Here is an 18,762-nt window from a genome sequence, read left to right as displayed (position 1 = left end):
GTGGCGCGGTCCGGCGGCCTGACGGGCCGCCGGCTGCTCAGCGTTCGAGGATCAGCCGGTCGTCGGCGATCTCGATCCGCGCGAAGCGATCCAGATACGACATGCCCAGCAGGGAGCCCGCCATCTCGCCGCCATTGACCGAGGCGCGGACATTGCGGTCTGTCACGGGGCCGAGCGTCACCTCGTCCAGCATCACGCCCGCGATCGGCGTTGTTCCGTTCGCGGTGCGGGCCTGCCCCACATAGGCCAGCTCGTCCGGCGACAGCCCGGCCCGTCGCGCGTCGCTTCGGGACAGGACGATCTCGGACGCGCCGGTGTCGACGATGAAATCGATGTCCGTCCCGTTGATCCCGAGGGTCAGGTGGTAATGCCCGTCGGCCCGCAGCGGCGCCTCGATCCGGCCACCGCCCTCTGCCACGTAGGATTGGCGCGGCACGACGCTGTCTCGCACGCCGGACCACAGGCCCGCCGCGGCCGCGACGCCCACGAAGATCAGGCCCCAGAGCATCGCCTGCCGCAGCGTGCGCCCAAGGTCGGCCCGGTTCGCGGCCAGGTAATAGGCGATCAGCGCGGCGCCCAGCAGGGCGAGATAGGCAAGACTGCCGATGTCGTTTCCGGTCATTTCGGGAAGATAAGCGCCGCGAGGGGCCGCGCCAAGATCAGGCCGGCGCCGACACCACGCCCACGGCGCGCAGCCCGTCGAGCACAAACTGCACCGACAGCGCGGCCAGCAGCATTCCCAGAAGCCGCGTGACCACGTTCACGCCGGTATCTCCGAGCGCCCGCTCTATCAGCGGAGCGGCGAGGAACAGCGTCAGCGTCGCCATCAGCACGATCAGCATCACTCCGTGAACCATCGCGACCGACTGCCATTCGCCGCCGGCCTGACCGACCAGCAGGATCATCGTTGCAATGGCGCCCGGCCCGGCGATCAGCGGCGTGGCCAGCGGAAAGACCGACGGGTCCTCGGCCGGCGCGGACTGGTCCTGTCGCCGCTGAGTGCGCCGGTCGAACAGCATGTCGAGCGCGGTTAGGAACAGCAGCACGCCGCCCGCGATGCGGAAGGCGGGCATGGTGATGCCGACGAAGCCCAGCACCGCCTCGCCGAACAGCCCGAAGAGCGTCAGCAGCAGCGCCCCGATGCCCACGGCGCGCAGGGCGACCGCGCGGCGGTGGCCGCTGTCCATGCCCGAGGTCAGGGCGACGAAGACGGGCGCCATGCCGACCGGGTCGATGATGACGAACAGCGTGACGAAAGCCGTCACGGTGAAGCCCAAGTCGATCACGCCTGGGCCTTCTCGAGCTTTTCGAGTGCGGCCATCCACAGGGCCTCGGCGCGCTCCGTCGCCTCCATCACCTCGGCGTACTTGCGGTTCCAGGTCTCGAGCTCGCCCACGCGGCCGTCGTCATAGAGTTCGGGGTCGGCGAGTTTCGCGGCAAGCTTGTCGCGCATGTCCGACAGCTTTTCGACCCGCGCCTCGCACTTGCGCACCTCGCTGCGCATCTCGAGGATCTTGTCCCGGCTCGGACGCCGCGGCTTGTCGGCGGCCGGCTTCTTGGGCTTTTCGGACGGCGGCGGGGCCAGCAGCATCTGGCGGTACGCTTCGAGATCGCCGTCGAAGGGCGCAACCCGGCCGTCCTTCACCAGCCACAGCCGGTCGGCCACCAGCGACAGCAGGTGCATGTCGTGGCTGACGAGGATCACCGCGCCGGTATAGGCGGTCAGCGCCTCGACCAGCGCCTCGCGGCTTTCGATGTCGAGGTGGTTGGTCGGCTCGTCGAGGATCAGCATGTGCGGCGCGTCGAGCGTCGCGATCAGCAGCGACAGCCGTGCCTTCTGACCGCCGGAGAGGCTGCCGCAGATCGTGTCCGCCTGGGCCGCCTGAAGGCCGAAGCCCGCCAGCCGCGCCCGCGCCTGTCCCGGCGACTCGGCCGGCCGCAGACGTCGCAGATGCTCGATCGGCGTCTCCTCGGGGCGCAGTTCCTCGATCTGGTGCTGGGCGAAGTAGCCGACCCGCAGCTTCGAGGCGGTGGTGACCTTGCCGTCGAGGGCCGAGAGCTTTCCGGCGAGCAGCTTGGACAGGGTCGACTTGCCCTCGCCATTTCGGCCGAGCAGGGCGATCCGGTCGTCCTGGTCTATGCGCAGGGTCAGGCGCGACAGGACCGGGGTGCCGTCATAGCCGACGGCGGCGCCGTCGAGATTGACGATCGGCGGCGACAGCTCTTCGGGTTCGGGGAAGGTGAAGGCGCGCAGCGCCGCTTCCTGCGGCGTCTGGATCGTCTCCATCTTCTCGATCATCTTGATCCGGCTCTGCGCCTGCCGGGCCTTGTCGGCCTTGTAGCGGAAGCGGTCGACATAACTTTGCAGATGCGCCCGGCGGGCCTCCTGCTTCTTGGCCTGCGCCGCCTGCGCCTCGAGCCGCGCGTGCCGGGTCCGCGCGAAGGTGTCGTAGGGCCCCTGGTAGAGCGACAGCTTGCGGTCCTCGAGGTGCAGGATCGCGCCGACCGAGCGGTTCAGCAGGCCGCGGTCGTGCGAGATCACCAGCACGGTGTGCGGATAACGCGCGAGATAGCTCTCGAGCCAAAGCGCGCCCTCGAGGTCGAGATAGTTCGTCGGTTCGTCCAGCAGCAGCAGATCCGGGGCGGAGAACAGCACCGCCGCCAGCGCCACGCGCATCCGCCAGCCGCCGGAGAAGGCCGAGCAGGGCATGCGCTGCTCTTCGTCGGTAAAGCCCAGACCCTTGAGGATCGTCGCCGCCCGCGCCTCGGCCGACCAGGCGTCGATGTCGGCGAGCCGGGTCTGCACCTCGGCAATGCGGGCGCCTTCGGCGGTCTCGGCCTCGGCCATCAGCGCGCTGCGCTCGGTGTCGGCCTCGAGCACGGTGTCGATCAGCGAGGTCTCGGATCCCGGCACCTCCTGGCTGACGCCGCCGATCCGGGCCCGCGGCGGCAGCGAGATCGCGCCGCCCTCCAGCGCCAGCTCGCCGCGGATCAGCCGGAAAAGGGTGGTCTTGCCGGTCCCGTTGCGGCCGACGATGCCGACCTTGTGGCCCTCGGGGATCGTCGCGGAGGCCTCCTCGAACAGCGGGCGGCCCTCCATGGAGAAGGTGATATTGTCGATGCGCAGCATCCGCGTCGCTTAGCAGAGCGCCGCCGGTTGGGAAAGCGCCCGCGCGCTATCGCGCGATGACGATTTCCGCCCTAAGCCCACCCAGCTCGGCGCTGTCGGCAAGGCGCAGCTGGCCGCCGTGCTGGCGCGCGATGTCGGCGGCGATCGACAGGCCCAGTCCGACGCCGCCGCCCTTGTCCTGGTTGCGCGCCGGGTCGAGGCGCAGGAACGGTTTGACCGCCGCCTCGCGCATGTCCTCGGGGATGCCGGGCCCGTCATCCTCGACCGAGAACACCAGCGCGCGGGGTGTCAGCGTGCAGCCGACGCGCGCCCGCGTGCCGTGGCGCACGGCGTTGCCCACGAGGTTGCTCAAGGCGCGTGCGATGGCCACCGGGCGCAGCGGCACCTGCGCCGGCTCGGGCAGGGCGCCTTCGCTCACGGTCTGGCCGCCGCGGCGGGCCTTTTCCACCACCGCCCGGACGAGAGAGGCGGGATCGGTCGGCTCGGGGTCGTCGAGCGCCTCGGCACGGGCGAAGTCCAGGAATGCGTCCAGCATCGCCTCCATGTCGCCGACATCCTCCTGCAGGGCGCGCGTGTCGGCATCCTCCTCCATCATCGAGAGGTTCAGCCGCATCCGGGTCAGCGGCGTGCGCAGGTCGTGGCTCACCCCCGACAGCATCAGCGTGCGCTGCTCGATCTGGCGCTCGATCCGGCTGCGCATGGCGAGGAAGGCACTGCCGGCCGCGCGCATCTCGGTCGCGCCCGAGGGCTTGTAGGGCAATGTGCGGCCCTTGCCGAAGGCATCAGCCGCCTCGGCCAGCCGCTTCACCGGGCGCAGCTGGTTACGCAGGAAGAGGAAGGCGATCAGCGTCATCAGCGCGCTGACCGCCACCATCAGCACCAGCAGCTGGTGCGGATTCGATGCCGACACGCGCGAGCGGGGGAAGGTCGCGCGAAGCGGCCCCTGATCGGTGTCGATCGACAGCGTCACCGCGCTCATGTCGCTGGCCAGGTCCACGCCCGACAGCCCCGGCAACCGGGCGTCGAGTACTTCGATCACCTTGCGCCCCGACAGGTCGTAGAACCGCCGCCGGGTCGGCACCGCGCCCTCGGCGGGCAACGCGATGGTGGTGTCGAGCGTCGCGGCCAGCGCGGACGTCCGCGTCAGCGCGGACGCAGGATCGCCCGCCGCGTCGACCTGGTCGCTGATGAACGACAGTTCCATCGCCACCGAGCGGGTGAGCTGTTCGGTCACGTCCTCGAAATGGTCCTGGATGAACACCACCGAGACGACCAGTTGGACCGTCACGATCGGCACCATCAGGATCAGCGCCGCCCGCCCGTAGAGCGACCGTGGCATGTAGTGTTTAAGGGTCAGACGTGACATGTGAAATCCCTATCCCGCCCGGCCGGTCGAGAGGAAGAACGAAGATGACGACATCCGCCCCCGAACCGGGCCACGCCGAGACGCTCGCGCCCGGCCTGCGACGGATTCTCGCGCCAAACCCGTCGCCGATGACCCACTGGGGCACGAACACCTACCTCGTGGGCGAGCGGGAGGTCGCGGTGATCGACCCGGGCCCCGACCATGCCGGCCACATGGCCGAGATCCTGCGTGCCGCGGGGGCAGGGCGCATCAGCCACATCCTCGTCACCCATGCCCATCTGGACCACGCGCCCCTGGCACGGCCGCTGTCGCGTGCGACCGGGGCGCCGGTCCTGGCCTATGGCGGGCCCAGGGCGGGACGCTCGGAGGTGATGCAGCGCCTCGCGGCCGAGGGACTCGCGGGCGGCGGCGAGGGCGTCGATGCCGCCTTCGCCCCGGACGAGACGCTGGCCGACGGGGTAGTGGTCTCCGGCGAGGACTGGACGCTCACCGCGCACTGGACGCCGGGCCATTTCGGCAATCACCTGTGTTTCTCGTGGGAAGGGGCGGTCTTTACCGGCGATCTCGTCATGGGCTGGGCGTCTTCGCTGGTGTCGCCGCCCGACGGGGACCTGACGGATTTCATGGCCTCCTGCGCGTACCTGCAGACGCTCGACGCCGAGGTCTTTCACAGCGGCCACGGCGCCCCGATCGACGCGCCGGCAGAGCGGCTCGACTGGCTGATCGGGCACCGCCGCGACCGCGAGGCGCAGATCCTCGACGCGCTGTCACACGCGCCGCGCACTCCGTCCGAACTGACCGCCGCGCTCTATTCCGACACGCCGGTCGAACTGCATGCCGCCGCGCAGCGGAACGTCTTCGCGCACCTCGTCGACCTGACCGGCCGCGGCCGCGTCGGCGCCATCCCGAGGCTGTCTCCCGACGCCACCTTCATGCTCGTGTAATTTTCTTCCATCCCCCTCTGGACGCCCCCCGCCACTGTTGCTATACGCCGCTCCGTGTTCCGGCGTAGCTCAGCGGTAGAGCAGTTGACTGTTAATCAATTGGTCGCAGGTTCGATCCCTGCCGCCGGAGCCAAAATTCTCAAAAGCCCTGAAATCCTTGGGTAATCTGCGCTGAGAGTCGCAGACTGCCCGATATGGCACGATTCCTGTCACCGCGCTCGGCACAAACGCTGGCACAGGAGTCGAAGACATGCGGTCATGGGTCTCGGCACAATTGCACCTCGAATACCGGCCGACGGGCTACCACTGGCGCCGGCGCTGGCCCCGCCGCGTCCTGAGAATCTGCACCCCATCGAAAAATATCTCACTCCTGTTTTCCCTTCGATCCCACGTCCTCCCCGACGCGAAGGCCCTCGCTCAGAAGCTTACGCTTCTGAGCGACATCGCCTTCGCCGGAGTGACGGAGAGAACGATGGCGATCGCGCCCGACATCATCGAAAGGCTCCTCGTGGAGCTCTGCCGCTTCCTGATCGAGGCGGCCGACGTCGCGCGCGAAATGGCCCCCCTGCGGACGCCTGAAGTTGCGGCCTATGATCTTGCCTGTGCCAATGCGGCTGTCGAGACGCTGCGCCACGCGATCGCGACCCGCGACCGCGAGCGGGCCCGCAACCCGCTGCGAGAGGTTGCCGCACGCCTCGGCATCCCCCTCGACGAGACCGATCCCGACTGGCAGCGGCTCGCGTTCCGCGCGCTGCGAGTCATGCTCGAGGCGGAACAGGAGAACCTCCGTCGGGATCGTGGTGAATTTCAGGGGCCCTGTGCCGCCCTCCAGGCCGCCCGGCCGCTCGTCGATGGCACGGTCCCGATCAGCAGTGCGCCGACGTCGGCGACATTCGGTTCAACTCCCGGCCCCAATGCGGTCGTGCTGCCGGTGGCGCCGCCGGGAAGCGACAGCGCCGCGGCATCGCAGCCAGCGGCGCCCGTGACGCAGCCGGTTGCGCCTGCAAGCGTGCCAACTGCGGCTCCCGCGCACGATCTCATCCCACAAGTCCCTCCAGCGCCAGAGCCGTGCAGCAACGGCAATCCATGCCCCAAGATTACGGAGGCGACGGAACTCTACGTCGCCGCTCGCAGCCGGGGATACAAATCGTTCAAGCCGACCGAACAGGCGGACGAGAAAGCCGGCGCGAGCTGGGCCCGGAATTCCGGGCCGAACGTCCGCTCGACCGGTGTGCTGATCGCGCGGATTATCGGCAACAAGCGCTTCGACGAAATCGAAGATGACGAACTGAAGATGATTTGGGAATTGATGCCACGGCTGCCCAGGAATTATCAGGCCAAGACCAGCAAGCTGTCGCCCCAGGAGGCGGCCGACGACGCGGATGCGACCGAGAGGCGCAACCGGGAGATCACGCGCGCCAGGCTCGAGAAACAGGGAGCCAGCCCGGGCAAGATCGAATCCGAGCTTCTGAAGGATCGAATCGCGCGCTTGCGGGCCGCGACGATCTACCGCCACATGCAAGACTTCCAGCGCACCACTGTTTTCCTGGTGAAGAAGGGCCATCTGTCGACCAACATCATGGCCGATCACATCTGGGAGAAGGCGGAATACCAACGCCGAGAGATCCTACAGGAGGACAACGAGCGCCAGACCTGGTGCGGCAAGCTCGATGGGCTCTTCCGCACGCCGATCTTCCAGGACAAGCTCGACGACGTGGGTGATCCGATGTTCTGGGCGCCCCTCGTAGCGGTCCACATGGGACTTCGGAGCGAGGAGGTCCTTCAACTCCATGTCGACGACATCCAGGTCATCGACGATATCCCGTGCATCGTGCTGAAGCAGGGGCCGGGCCAGAGCCTCAAGAGCCAGGCCTCGCGTCGGACAATTCCGATCCATGACAACCTGCTGAAACTCGGTTTCATGCAACTCGTCGCGATGCTGAAAAGGGCAGGGGAACCCCGTCTTTTCCCCTGGCTCGAGCGCAGCAAGACCAAGAAGACCTATACCGAAACCTTCTCCAAGCGGTTCACCAGGTATCGCCACGAGCACAGGATCTATGACGCGCAGCGGGACTTCCACAGCTTCCGCACCACGTTCAACCACCTCCTGATTCAGGCCGAACGCCAGGACTCGCACCGACGGGCGCTGATGGGGCACGTGGAACGCGATGTGGGCATCACCAACTACAACCCGGGCGGTTTCTCCATGACCACGCTGAGGGACTGCGTGAATGCCGTGGTGATCGATGTTTCGATGATCCGCTCGCCGTTCGGGGACGTCGCTTCGGCCAGCGTGACGGACCTGGGCTCTCACCGCGCCAAGACCTTCGCGTGATGCGTGGTTCCGGCGTCTCGCAGGTAACCATCTCGTTTGCCGGCGCCGGCACCATGTGGCAGCAGTAAGAGATTACGCGGAAAACAATAGGGGGTGTCCGCAACGCGTGGTGGTCGGGTATGCGGACCTTCCTAACGCTCGCTGCGTCTGCTCGATGCTCGCCGCGTCCGCGAACGCCGCCGAAGATAGGGCGGAGAGCCGACATTCGCCGCCGGCGCGAGCGCATCCAAGACCAGCCGAAGAACCGGACATTCAGCCGCGCTGTGCCGAGCGGTTCCGGGATGATCGACACGAAGGGCGAGAAGCTGACCTTCGCTGCGTCAGAAACGAATGCCGGTAATGCGCGAAATGCTGAAGGTCATTGCCGCGCTCAAGTTGGCGAAGCATCGCGAGATTTCGACTTGGCCACGAGGACGCCTGCTTCCGATCCGCCCGAAACGTTCAGTATAAGCCGGCTGTCCTGGGTGTCGAAAATCCGTTGAGCGAAATTACCACCATGCTGGGAAGCCAACTTTTGAGACAAGAACTACCCTTCGCGGCCCGAGCCAAGATGGACTTCTCTGGTATAATAAATAAGAGGACGGCAAGACGGCACTGAGAGAGAGTAGCCGGTTGAAGGGAGCGTAAGGCTACCTTATAACCGCCCTGCGAACCTTATAAAGGGATAATCGCAGGCTAAAATCCGTCAAATCTTGACAAAGGAAAATTTCATATCAGGAGTTTGAACCTATGGAAGACAATTCTACTGTTGAATTCCAGAAGCGTCTTAACATGGCTCGCAACGGGGGGGCTGTCCTGTTCTGCGGTGCGGGATTTTCCGCTGATTGCCTGAATTTCAAGCCGGATGAAACTCTTGGCACAGGCGCCCAGCTGCTTGATCTCTTCAATAGCGAACTCCGTCAAGAGCCGCCATACAAGGATCTGCGAAACGCCGCGGACGCCCTACAGGAACAGATTGCCGACAACGGCATGATGAAACTCCTGAAAGACCGGTTTGCCGTATCCAACGTAACCGCCGATATGACCGATCTGCTAAGCTATCCTTGGCAGGCCGCCTACACAACAAATTACGACGATGCGCTCGAGCTTGCGGCGAAGGCCGCGCATAAACCGGTAGAGGCCCTCAATAACACCGACGATCCCGAGACGGCGACGCCGAATCTTCCAATCATCCATCTGCACGGCTATGTGCAGAAATGGGACATACACAATATCCAGGATAGTTGTGTGCTCGGCGCCGATAGCTACTCGAGGCTTACCTATGTAAATAAGTGGCTCGACCGCTTTCGGCGCGACATTGATCAGGCTCAAATCGTGGTGTTCGTCGGCTTTAATGCCGGCGATTTCCACCTCAATCAAGCAATCAACGATCTGACTGGCTTGCGTGAAAAGGCATTTTTTATCAATCGACCGACTGCCGAAGCCGACCCTGATGTCACCGCCGCCCAAAAGAAACTTGGCACACCGTTCTTCAACGGCCGAGCCGGGCTTGCCGATACTATCAGACGGCTTCTGGCCGAGGACGCACCGAAAGAGCCTCGCCTTGCCAGCTTCACGAAATACACGCCTGAAGAACCTTCGGCTGCGGTGCCCACTCAAGTACAAATAGAAGATTTGTTTCTGTACGGCAAGGTGGACCACTCGCAACTTGCGCGAGATGCCTCCAACGACATTTCTGAATATCACATTCAGCGCGGCGCCATACAGGGCACTCTGGCCGCGATTGCAGGTGACACTCGGATAATTCTTCTTGAGGGATATCCTTGCGATGGGAAGACCCTGCTCACAACAGATCTTGCCTACCGCTTGTCGGGTGCGCGGCCTGTCTATCGGATGCGCCAAGCTTATGAAAACGTCCTGAACGAGGTCGCAGACATTCTCCATCATGCGCCAAATGCGGTGCTGATCATCGAGAACTGCTTTGATTTACAAGCAGACCGACTTGCCAGTATCGCGCGTCAGTTCGATGCGCAGGAAGGTATCTTGATCCTCACCAGCCGGTCCGTGGCGGTAGATGCGAGCCCTGTTGGCCTCGCATCGCTGGAACGGTTCGGTAGCTTCCGAAAAATGCCCCTTGTTCGTCTTGACGAGCACGAGGCGAGCACCCTGAGCGACCTTGCCGATCAGATCGCCGGGTGGCGTGATTTTCGCGCGCTTGACGCTGGTGCGCGTCTTCGTTTCATCCAGAGTAGCTGCCAAGCAAGCCTACCGCACTTCCTAATGCGGCTGCTTAGGTCTGACTACGTTACTGATCGGTATCGTGAGGAGTTCAATAAAATATCGCTCAGCCGGACTGAGCGCGCCGCGATCATAACCGCACTCTATGTCAGCCATATCGGAGAGAATGCGCCGGTGTCCTTCCTCAGCAATGCGATGGAGACGGATTATGGCTCGATAATCGACGGGCTGAATGCGAGAATCGGCACTGATACTTTCCGGATTGTGCGTCGAACCGGTGATATGATCCAGACGGTACCCTCGATTGGGGCTCAGAACATCCTACAAAACCTGTTCAGCGATGCCGAGGTCGTCGACGTCATCTCTCCAATACTAAAGAGCCTCGCAGCGATTTATCGCACTCCTTTCGAGCAGCGCATGTTCACTCAATTAATGCGATTCTCCATTCTTTCCGATTTGGTCACCAATAGTAATGAAATAGATCGATTCTTTGAGCAAAATAAGCAGGCGCCGCAAATCCGGCGAATGCCGCTATTTTGGATGCAATGGCATATGGCCAAATGTGCGGCTGGCGAAATTCTTGTGGCTGAAAAGCTACTTGATCAGGGGTATCGTGAAGCCAACGAATTCGAATACCGCACCGGAATCACTTTCGACCGGCGACAGCTCGACGACCGGCGCGCAAAGTTCCTGATGTTGCGAGGCGAAAAAACCAACCGCGCTGGGGTCGACTTGTTCAGAGATTTCAAAACTGCGATAGAATTGACCGCCAAAACTCTACGCCAGGACAACCCGCAGTACTATCCGTTCGAGACCCTTGCAGATGTCGTGCGTAGCTTTGGCGTGTTGGGTTACCGCATGGACGAAGGGCATATTGAGGTAATCCAAAAGTGGCTTGATGAGCTTACAACATATGCACGTAAGCGAGTTGGCGTGGTTCCTCTCGGATATCAAAGGGACAAGGCCCAATCGGCGCTCGACAAGGTCGGATAGGGGCTGATGAGTGTTGAAAAACTCCAGGCTTGCCGGGGCCGAAGCTTCTGATTCCCTTTGTTTACGGGAGCGGGAGGGCACGGAATGCTGGGAACTCAAAAGGTGCATGCGCGGCTGTTTTACGAGTTCGATCTCGAGACGCATATTCCGGAGAACCACCTCGTGCGCGGGATCGACCGCTTCCTCGATCTCCGCGAACTGCATGCAGGTCTTCGCGGCTTTTACAGTCACACCGGGCGGCCGTCGATCGACCCGGAACTCATCATTCGCATGCTCGTCATCGGCTATGTGATGGGGATCAGGTCGGAACGCCGGCTGTGCAAGGTGACCTGAGACCCGTTTCTTCCTCCAGTTTGAGGTAGAATCCGCTCCAACGTAAACCTGCGGTGAGCGCCGCCTGAGCACGGGCTTGGATGTCGCTTAAGACCCTGAAGCTATGGTAGACCATAGCTTCATGTCCCAGGTAGAGGTTCTCTCTGTCACGGATACTGGCCGGCGACGTCGTTGGACGGACGCAGAAAAAGTGCGGATCGTGGAGGAAAGCTACGCCGCGCCCCGTATGGCTGCGGCGACGGCTCGGCGGCACGACATTTCTCGTTCGCTTCTGACGCGATGGCGTCGCGAGGTGCGGGAGGGCCTGCTGATCGGCGATGGAGATCGCACGCATTTTTCGCCTGTTGCCGTGACACCGGACCGCGCGCTCGGGCCGGTGTCACCGATGTGCGGGGGCCGGCGGAAGACGCGGGGCATGACCGGGTCGAGATCATCCTGGCGAACGGGCGCCGGCTTGTGGCCGCCGCCGCTACCGAGGCCTCTGTCCTTGCGCGGCTTATCCAGGTAGTGGAGCGGGCATGATCGCGTTTCCGGCCGGCGTGCGGGTCTGGATCGCGGGTGGGGTCACCGACATGCGTCGGGGAATGAACACGCTAGCCTTGCAGGTTCAGGAAGGGCTGGGGCGCGATCCCCATGCCGGTGAGATCTTCTGTTTCCGTGGGCGCAAAGGCGACCTGATTAAACTGATCTGGCACCATGGGGTCGGCATGTCGCTCTATACAAAGCGGCTCGAGGCGGGGAAGTTCATCTGGCCGGTTAGCCTCACTGGCCACGTCGTTCAGATCTCTGCGGCTCAGATGGGCTATCTCCTGGAGGTTAGTGTCCGAGGAGGTGGTAGAAATCCCGCGTGTCGCCGCGGTGTAAGTGGGTTGGCCATCGAGGTGTAAGGTCGCGGTGGAGTTTGCCGACTTCGACCACGCCCTCACGGAGATCCCGATGACCAAGTCCAGCATGTCCCTCACCGATCTGCTTGAGAAGCACGACGAGGGTGATTTCCTCCGCGCCGTCGCCGAGGCGGTTCTTCAGCTCATCATGGAAACCGACGTCGAAGGCGTGATCGGCGCCGGGCGCCACGAACGGGCGGAGGCCCGGACCAGCTACCGAAATGGCTATCGCGACCGGGCGCGCGACACCCGGCTGGGGGCACTGAACCTGCGCGTGCCGAAGTTACGGCAGGGCTCCTACTTTCCCGGCTTTCTCGAGCCACGCAGGACCTCGGAGAAGGCGCTGGTCGCTGTCATTCAGGAGGCTTGGATCGGTGGCGTCTCGACTCGCCGGGTGGACGATCTGGTGCAGGCGATGGGGCTGCAAAGGTGGTTTTTGAGACCCGACCTGAAACACCGTCGACATGGAGAAGACGCCTTTGGTCGCAGGCAGCTCGGGGTCGTGCGGTCAAGGCGGCGCATCTGGCGATGCGCCGCTTGGTTCACGTGTCGAAGAGAGCGTTGGCGATGACGCAGGCCTCGGCGGCGTCGAGTGCCGCCTGCACGAGCGTCGCGAGCTCCACAAGCTCGTCCTGCACGAGTTGAAGCGCTCCCGCACGCTCTGTGCGGAGGGGCACGGCATAGCCGCACTCCGGATCGTGTTCGTGGCCGCGCCAAGCGTAGGAGGTCTCGCTTTCGGCCTCCTCGCCAATGCGAACGATCAGTGTCTCGATGTCGCGCAGGAAGGCCTCGTTCACGATGTTCCGCGATGAGATCCGCCGGCTGATGTCGCCGGCGAAGCTCCGATGCCGCGGATCGAGTATCGGAATGATCTTCGCATCGAGACACTTCCGCACGAGGCGGGATTGTCCGAGCGCGTCGGCGACAATCTCAGCGATCCTGTCCATCACGCCACCTCCTTGACTGCCACGGCAGCGAAGGCGCGCAACGCATCGATCCCCCTCTCCAACGCCTCGGCGCATAGGCGCGCATCATCGGCGCGAGGGTCGTCTGGATGCAAGGCAGCGAAGCGGGCGGATTCTTCGCTTTCGATGTCATCAGTGAACTCCAGCGTCAGAAGTCGGTGCAGGTCCTTCAGTTCTTCCTCCACCGCCTCGGGCACGTCCCCACGCGCCATCGCCTCGGCCACTGCCCGTGAGCGGGTCTCCCAGTCCTTTCCGCCGAGAAGCTCGGCTGACGAGACAAGACGATCCGCGTCGGCTCGAAGCCAGGCAATGAATTCGCGGCGTTGCTCAGCCGCCCGAAGCGAGGCGCGCATGTCGTGGATATCGTAGTTCATGGTGAATCTCCTTCGAGAACTCCGGGTCCCGATGACCCGTCAAGCTCGGACCGCGCTTCCGGTCCGATAGTATCGCGGGGTGCCTCCTCTCATCTCCCATGTCTTCCGTTGGTGGCCGTCTTGTCCGCGCCCTCACCCGAGGGGCGCGGATCAAGCAGGTCCACATTCAGCATCGCTCTGCTGAGATTTCCCGTACGTCATCCGCCGATCATCGGCTTCGCTTCGGGCGAAAATTAGTTCGCCCGATCGGAATGTTCGTTCCCCACGGAACGCGAGGTGGAGAGAACCAGAACTGGGACGTCGTCGGATTGGGCGATGAGTGGCCCAAACCACAACGCTGCTGTGGCTTATTCATTGCAGCGTTTAGACAGTGCTCTTCATTCTCCGGCGAGTTTTCGGATGCGGACGCGCTTTTACCTTGCCCTGCCGCCTGCGGGTCGGTGTTGTGTCGACCGACAAGGCGGCGGCGGCGCTCTCGGTCGCTGCCCCCAACCGCCTGGATGCCACGATCTGATCTGCTCGTTGGTGATAGACCGGTGTCACCGCGTCGCCCCGGTGATTGAGGATGATGCTGGCGAGTGCCGCTTCCTCAGGCGCCGAGGCGACAATGAAGTTGCCGACCGAATGCCGGATCGCGTGCGGCGTGACTCGAACCTTGAAAACCGGCTCGGTGAAATCCCCAAGGCATTCCGAGAGCCGGCCGGGCAAGATCGGACCACCGCGGTCGCCGACGAATAAACGGGTTTCACCCGGAGCCGCGACGACGGCGCGATGGAGGCGAATATATCGGCCGATCGCATCGACCAGCGTTGTGCTGAAGGCGCGCCGGTCTCGCGCGCCTTCCTTGGTGCTGGAGGCGTCGAGGAACAGGCCAGCAAGATCTCCGAGAAGCGTGCTCTCGAGTTCGATTTCAGCGCAACTGGTGATCCGGATCGGAGCTTCGGAAAGCAGGATCATGGTGAGCGCCGTTCGCGCCTTCGTGTGCGCCGCGACGAACTCCCTCCGTTTTCGTGCGGCCGCGTGGGCTGCATCAGCCGTCGCGAGAAGCTGCTGGCCGGCAGCCCTCAGTTCCGCAGCATTCACCGCGCGCGAGGCGTTCCTGGACCCGTGAGACTTGGCAAGTTTCTTCAGGCGATCTCGCGTAGTCTTCAACCATTCCCAAGACCGCTCCGGCCTGAGCGCAGTAGCCAAGCCCGCGAGACTGCCCACGGCGATAGCAACGCCGCCGATACGACGATCGCCGGTCTCGACGCGAGCCTGGTCCTCCCGGAGCTTGGTGCGGATGCTCGAGGGCGTGATGTCGACAGCGACCTGACGATCGCAACATTCATGCCGGGTTTGTCTAACCCGGTTTGACAAACCGAAAGACAAACTCCCCATGACGAAACCCAAGCAGACCAGGATCAACGCCGGTGGTCGTCCACTGAGCTACGACCCCAATTTCGTGTGCGAGATCATCGAGGCGGGCCTTGCCGCCGGTCTCCCCGCCGCCGAGCTTGACGCTCCTTACGTCAAGGAGAAGCTGTGCAACGACCATGGGGTCAAGGGCTCAATCCGGCAGGAGGCCCTCGAAAGCCTGGTCGCTGCGGCCCACGCAGAGATCGTCGACGCGGAGAACAAAGCTCTGCTCAAGGCTCTCCCTGATGGCATCGCGGCCGCGGTGGATGAGGCGGCAGCAGCCGCAGGTCGGGAATTGCTGCTGGTTCTTGCCCGTCAGCACGCGGTCTCCCAAGCAGTCGCCGACCAGACGTGCGAGGAACTCCGTGCCGACAAGCGTAATGCGCAGCATCGCATCGCGGATCTCGAAGGATGCCTCGCCGAAGCAAAGGAGGCATGTCACACGCTTGCGCGTGAGCGGGACGAAATGGCGGAAGAGTTGGCAGAGAGCCAGAAAACGCTTCGCGTCGCCCAGGCCGAGGTCGAGCGGCTCAGCAGTGAGCCGACCGGTCTCGACCACCTGCTGGCCGAATTGCGCGATCCGAAGAACCGCGATGGTGTTCGCGCTGCGCTGACGGAGATTGTCGCAAGTCGGGGAACGCCCGCGACTCAGTAGTTCGGAACCTCGAGTAGGAAGACGGCCGTCCTTCGGGCGGCCGTTTTTCGTGTTGGGTAGCCGCTGCGGGAACTCCAAAAACGCAGGATAACCAACCGGTCCGAGAGGAGCTTCGCGCTGTATTATCGGACGTCACCGGCACAAAGCGCTGATCGTAGGCTCTTGTCCCAAGGAAGGCAGCGAAATCGTTGCATTCGTGAGTTCGGAACCTGTTTCAGCGAAGGTGCGAGAAGTGTCAGGTGGCCTCGTCGGGCAATTCCTCATGAACTCCCCGGAAATGTTCCAGCGCTGCTTCGAGGTTCTCCACGATTTCTGCCGCGATGACATCCGGGTTCGGTAGGCTGTCCAAGTCTTCCAGACTGTCGTCCTTCATCCAGAAGATGTCGAGGTTCAGCTTGTCACGTGTGGCGATCTCTTCGTAGGTGAACCTGCGGAATCGTTCAGTCTCGACACGCGCATGGTAGGACGCGACGAAATCATCGAGATCGGATCGCACCAGGCGCTTTGTCTTCAGAGTCTTGTGGACGTTCGTCCTGTAGTCGTAGACCCATAGCTCTTTCGTCTGAATTTCCCGCGATGCAGGCTTCTTGTCGAAGAACAGCACATTCGCCTTTACCCCTGGGCTATGGCTTTGTTGCGCAAAAGGCCGTGTGGTGGATTCATCTCGTGAATCCAACGTGGTAGCTGGTCGGCATGAGCAGACCTATCCCGCCGAGCTACAAGACCAAGAACTGGTCGGCCTACAGCGAAGCGCTGAAGCAGCGCGGCTCCCTGACGATCTGGTTCGATCCGGACATGGCCTGGGTGCCGCCGCCGACCGGCAAGCGAGGCCGGCAGCCGCAATATAGCGATGCCGCGATCCAGACATGCCTGACGACGAAGGTCCTCTTCGGCATGGCGCTCCGGCAGACGACAGGGTTCGTGGAGAGTCTGTTGCGTCTGGTCGGCCTCGACTGGGCGGTGCCGGATTTCAGCACCCTGAGCCGACGCCAGAAGACCTTGGCGGTGTCCATTCCCTACCGTGGCTCGCACGGGCCGCTGAACCTGCTGATCGACAGCACCGGCATCAAGGCAGAGGGTGAAGGCGAGTGGCATGCCCGCAAGCATGGTGGCGCGAAACGCCGTCTATGGCGCAAGATCCACCTCGGCGTCGACGAACAGACGCTGGAGATCCGCGCCATCGAGATCACCGGGAGCAACATCGGTGACGCGCCCATGCTGCCTGAGCTGCTCAGCCAGGTCCCCACCGATGTGGAGATCGCCTCGGTCACGGCAGACGGAGCCTACGACACGCGCAGGTGCCACGACGCCGTCGCAGACCGAGGCGCCCATGCCGTCATCCCGCCGCGCAGGAACGCCAAACCCTGGAAGCCATCTACTGCTGGCGCCATTGCCCGGAACGAGGCGCTGCGCGCAGCGAAGTACCTCGGTCGGGCAATCTGGCGAAAGTGGAGCGGATACCACCGCCGAAGCCGCGCCGAGACGAAGATGCACTGCGTGAAGCTCTTGGGGCAGAGCCTCACGGCACGCGATTTCGATCGTCAGGTCGCCGAACTCCAGATCCGAGCCGCCGTGCTGAACGGCTACACCGCGCTCGGCATACCTGTCACAGAGCCCGTAGGATAAGTAAGTCCGGGGAAAGGGGAGGTCCGGGCTTCACGCCCTTTGCGCAACAAAGCCGGCGGGCGCCTCCGTCGCGCCGGGGCAGCCACGGATCATCTCCGCCACAAGCCCGTCGCGCAGGGTCTGCTGGAACCCGAAGAAGATGTCGCCGCTCGGGGCGACCATGCGCGCGCCGATCTTGCGGGCGGTGAGCGCGGCGCGGGCGAAATCCGCTGGCATCTCGAAGAGGATGCGGCCCCGGCCGTTGCTGCGGTCGACCACGTCCCAGGTGTCGGCCGGGACCCAGTCGCCGTCGATGCCGAGATCGAACTGGCCGTAGGCCGCGAGGTCGGGCTCGTGCAGGTCGGCGAGCCCCGCGATCCCGTTGCCGGTGCAGAACAGCGTGAGGAAGCTGTCGCCGTTGATCGAGACGTGCTTCATCCGCAGCGCGATCTTGCCGTCGAGATTGATGTAGCCAGCCTCCTCGTCATAGACGTCGTTGGTCACTACCCGCCAGTCCTCGAGCTCCTCGCGCGGCACCCAGAGGATGTCGTCATGGTCGATCGCGGAGATCGCCTCGAAGAGTTCCGGCTCGGTCCGGTTCGCGCGGATATAGCCCGAGAGCAGCCCCGAGAGCGACTGGCCGATTGCCAGCCCCTCGGTGCCGTCGAGCGTGCCTTCCGACATGCCGAACTGGTGGATGCCGATGCGCCCCGAGCCGGAGAGGTAGCGGTAGTCCGCGGCGATGTAGGCATAGACGCAGGCGCTGGCACAGATCGCGTCCGGCATGTCCGAGCCGCCGACCTGGGCCGAGACGATCGCTGGGATGTCGGCGATGTAGTTCCCCATCCTGAGGCTCTCCATCAGCGAGCCGCCGGGGCTGTCGAAGAGGAAAAGGACATCGCGCACGTCGCTCTTGTCGGCGCCAGCGAGGAGTGCCATCAGTTTTTCCGTGTCGCCGCTCCGGATCTCGCCGGTGGCGGTGAGGTGCAGCGTGGGAGGGCGGATAGGCCGAAGGTCGAGGCGCTCGAGCGAAAAATCCATGGCCGGGAGCGCCGCCGGCAGGAGTGATGCGACGCAGACGATCAGGAGGCGGAGAAACAAGAATTTCCTTTCACAATCGGTATGTTGTCAGCATGACTCCGGCGGACTGATCGCGCAATATCCATTTCATGTCACCGAGGCGGTGCGCTCTTCCTGCTGATCGTCTACCCGCAGCTTCCCGGTCGATGGACGCGCTGGCTGCGTGGAACTGAGAGTGCGAGTTCCACGACTTTACCGCCACCCGGCTCATCGATCCCGCCACCGTTCGAACCGAGGGTCTACTTGCTATGGACTCCGCAAAACCAACGCGCGAACCTTGGAAGCGATGCCCAGAGTGGCGCGTGAAGCGGTCAAGACGGGACTCGATGGGCGGCCCCACGCTTGGGAATCTGACGGCCCGAGCTCGGAGGCGCGCGGTGACGTTAGGGCAAATGCCCGCTGGTGCTAACCCGCGACGCGCCGCACGACGGCAGCCTCGTCACAATGTTCGGACGCGTCCGTGGCGAGTTCCTCAAGAGCAACCCCGGTGAGCCCTTCGTTCCGAGGACCGAAAGCAGGAGC

17 protein-coding genes, 1 tRNA gene and 2 pseudogenes are annotated in these 18,762 nt (G+C 63.7%); 11 read left to right on the top strand and 9 right to left on the bottom strand.

The genetic code is table 11. The annotated features are described in order from the left end of the window. Positions 1-37: 37 nt before the first annotated feature. Genes BMZ25_RS01040 through BMZ25_RS01025 form a run of 4 tightly spaced genes read right to left on the bottom strand, consistent with a single transcriptional unit; the run spans position 38 to position 4,496 of the window. On the bottom strand, positions 38-622 hold the full coding sequence (locus tag BMZ25_RS01040) for a retropepsin-like aspartic protease family protein (RefSeq protein ID WP_092687081.1): 585 nt from the start codon (positions 620-622) through the stop codon (positions 38-40). 37 nt (positions 623-659) lie between these two features. Next, positions 660-1,283 carry a MarC family protein gene (locus BMZ25_RS01035; protein ID WP_092688158.1) on the bottom strand — a complete coding sequence of 208 codons (624 nt, stop codon included), beginning with the start codon at positions 1,281-1,283 and terminating at the stop codon, positions 660-662. Beyond that, positions 1,283-3,130, bottom strand: coding sequence for an ABC-F family ATP-binding cassette domain-containing protein (locus BMZ25_RS01030; protein WP_092687078.1), 1,848 nt, complete (start codon positions 3,128-3,130; stop codon positions 1,283-1,285). Before BMZ25_RS01030 ends, BMZ25_RS01035 begins: the two co-directional genes overlap by 1 nt. Positions 3,131-3,176: 46 nt before the next feature. Further along, the gene (locus BMZ25_RS01025; protein WP_092687075.1) at positions 3,177-4,496 is read right to left on the bottom strand and encodes an ATP-binding protein; all 1,320 of its coding nucleotides are present in this window, start codon (positions 4,494-4,496) and stop codon (positions 3,177-3,179) included. A 44-nt stretch (positions 4,497-4,540) separates the two neighbouring features. Here BMZ25_RS01025 and BMZ25_RS01020 point away from each other — a divergent pair, with 44 nt between their 5' ends. From BMZ25_RS01020 to BMZ25_RS00985, 9 genes and pseudogenes are all read left to right on the top strand, one after another. After that, on the top strand, positions 4,541-5,440 hold the full coding sequence (locus tag BMZ25_RS01020; RefSeq protein ID WP_092687072.1) for an MBL fold metallo-hydrolase: 900 nt from the start codon (positions 4,541-4,543) through the stop codon (positions 5,438-5,440). Between the two features lie 58 nt (positions 5,441-5,498). Continuing rightward, positions 5,499-5,573, top strand: a tRNA-Asn gene (locus BMZ25_RS01015). Between the two features lie 339 nt (positions 5,574-5,912). Then, positions 5,913-7,775, top strand: coding sequence for a site-specific integrase (locus BMZ25_RS01010; RefSeq protein WP_177190346.1), 1,863 nt, complete (start codon positions 5,913-5,915; stop codon positions 7,773-7,775). A gap of 281 nt (positions 7,776-8,056) precedes the next feature. Beyond that, complete coding sequence (locus tag BMZ25_RS20360) at positions 8,057-8,257, top strand: hypothetical protein (protein WP_143071475.1); 201 nt, start codon at positions 8,057-8,059, stop codon at positions 8,255-8,257. Positions 8,258-8,504: 247 nt separating this feature from the next. Beyond that, a complete protein-coding gene (locus BMZ25_RS01005; protein ID WP_092687066.1) occupies positions 8,505-10,946 on the top strand; it encodes an SIR2 family protein in 2,442 nt (813 codons plus the stop codon). Between the two features lie 84 nt (positions 10,947-11,030). Beyond that, a pseudogene (locus tag BMZ25_RS01000) lies at positions 11,031-11,270 on the top strand (transposase); the annotation flags it as partial. A gap of 112 nt (positions 11,271-11,382) precedes the next feature. Further along, positions 11,383-11,787 carry a transposase gene (locus tag BMZ25_RS00995; RefSeq protein WP_143071474.1) on the top strand — a complete coding sequence of 135 codons (405 nt, stop codon included), beginning with the start codon at positions 11,383-11,385 and terminating at the stop codon, positions 11,785-11,787. Between the two features lie 10 nt (positions 11,788-11,797). Next, positions 11,798-12,166 carry an IS66 family insertion sequence element accessory protein TnpB gene (gene tnpB / locus BMZ25_RS00990; protein WP_092687063.1) on the top strand — a complete coding sequence of 123 codons (369 nt, stop codon included), beginning with the start codon at positions 11,798-11,800 and terminating at the stop codon, positions 12,164-12,166. 49 nt (positions 12,167-12,215) lie between these two features. Next, a pseudogene (locus BMZ25_RS00985) lies at positions 12,216-12,587 on the top strand (transposase); the annotation flags it as partial. A 118-nt stretch (positions 12,588-12,705) separates the two neighbouring features. Here the strand turns inward: BMZ25_RS00985 and BMZ25_RS00980 are convergent. The 3 genes from BMZ25_RS00980 to BMZ25_RS00970 form a co-directional block, all read right to left on the bottom strand. Continuing rightward, on the bottom strand, positions 12,706-13,110 hold the full coding sequence (locus BMZ25_RS00980; RefSeq protein ID WP_092687060.1) for a hypothetical protein: 405 nt from the start codon (positions 13,108-13,110) through the stop codon (positions 12,706-12,708). Continuing rightward, positions 13,110-13,502, bottom strand: a complete 393-nt coding sequence (locus BMZ25_RS00975; protein WP_092687057.1) for a hypothetical protein — start codon at positions 13,500-13,502, stop codon at positions 13,110-13,112. The genes BMZ25_RS00980 and BMZ25_RS00975 overlap by 1 nt, the downstream gene beginning before the upstream one ends. A gap of 363 nt (positions 13,503-13,865) precedes the next feature. Further along, entirely contained in the window at positions 13,866-14,909 is a 1,044-nt protein-coding gene (locus BMZ25_RS00970; RefSeq protein WP_143071473.1) for a hypothetical protein, read from the bottom strand. Here BMZ25_RS00970 and BMZ25_RS00965 point away from each other — a divergent pair. Continuing rightward, positions 14,881-15,555 (top strand): hypothetical protein, encoded by a 675-nt coding sequence (locus tag BMZ25_RS00965; protein ID WP_092687052.1) that lies wholly within the window; start codon positions 14,881-14,883, stop codon positions 15,553-15,555. The two genes, BMZ25_RS00970 and BMZ25_RS00965, sit on opposite strands and share 29 nt — an antisense overlap. A gap of 235 nt (positions 15,556-15,790) precedes the next feature. Here BMZ25_RS00965 and BMZ25_RS00960 read toward each other — a convergent pair whose 3' ends face one another. Then, positions 15,791-16,159 (bottom strand): hypothetical protein, encoded by a 369-nt coding sequence (locus tag BMZ25_RS00960; protein ID WP_218142502.1) that lies wholly within the window; start codon positions 16,157-16,159, stop codon positions 15,791-15,793. An 89-nt stretch (positions 16,160-16,248) separates the two neighbouring features. Between BMZ25_RS00960 and BMZ25_RS00955 the strand changes: the two genes are divergently transcribed. Further along, positions 16,249-17,181, top strand: coding sequence for an IS5 family transposase (locus tag BMZ25_RS00955; RefSeq protein WP_092687049.1), 933 nt, complete (start codon positions 16,249-16,251; stop codon positions 17,179-17,181). Positions 17,182-17,211: 30 nt separating this feature from the next. On the opposite strand, the gene BMZ25_RS00950 is transcribed toward BMZ25_RS00955, so the two are convergent. Beyond that, positions 17,212-18,099: a hypothetical protein gene (locus tag BMZ25_RS00950; RefSeq protein ID WP_143071472.1), complete on the bottom strand. Its 888-nt coding sequence runs from the start codon at positions 18,097-18,099 to the stop codon at positions 17,212-17,214. Between the last annotated feature and the right edge of the window lie 663 nt (positions 18,100-18,762).

The organism is Tranquillimonas rosea (genome assembly GCF_900111315.1).
Classification (GTDB): Bacteria; Pseudomonadota; Alphaproteobacteria; order Rhodobacterales; family Rhodobacteraceae; genus Tranquillimonas; species Tranquillimonas rosea.
Note: the sequence above shows the minus strand (reverse complement) of the source record. Positions and strands in the feature narration are given on the sequence as shown.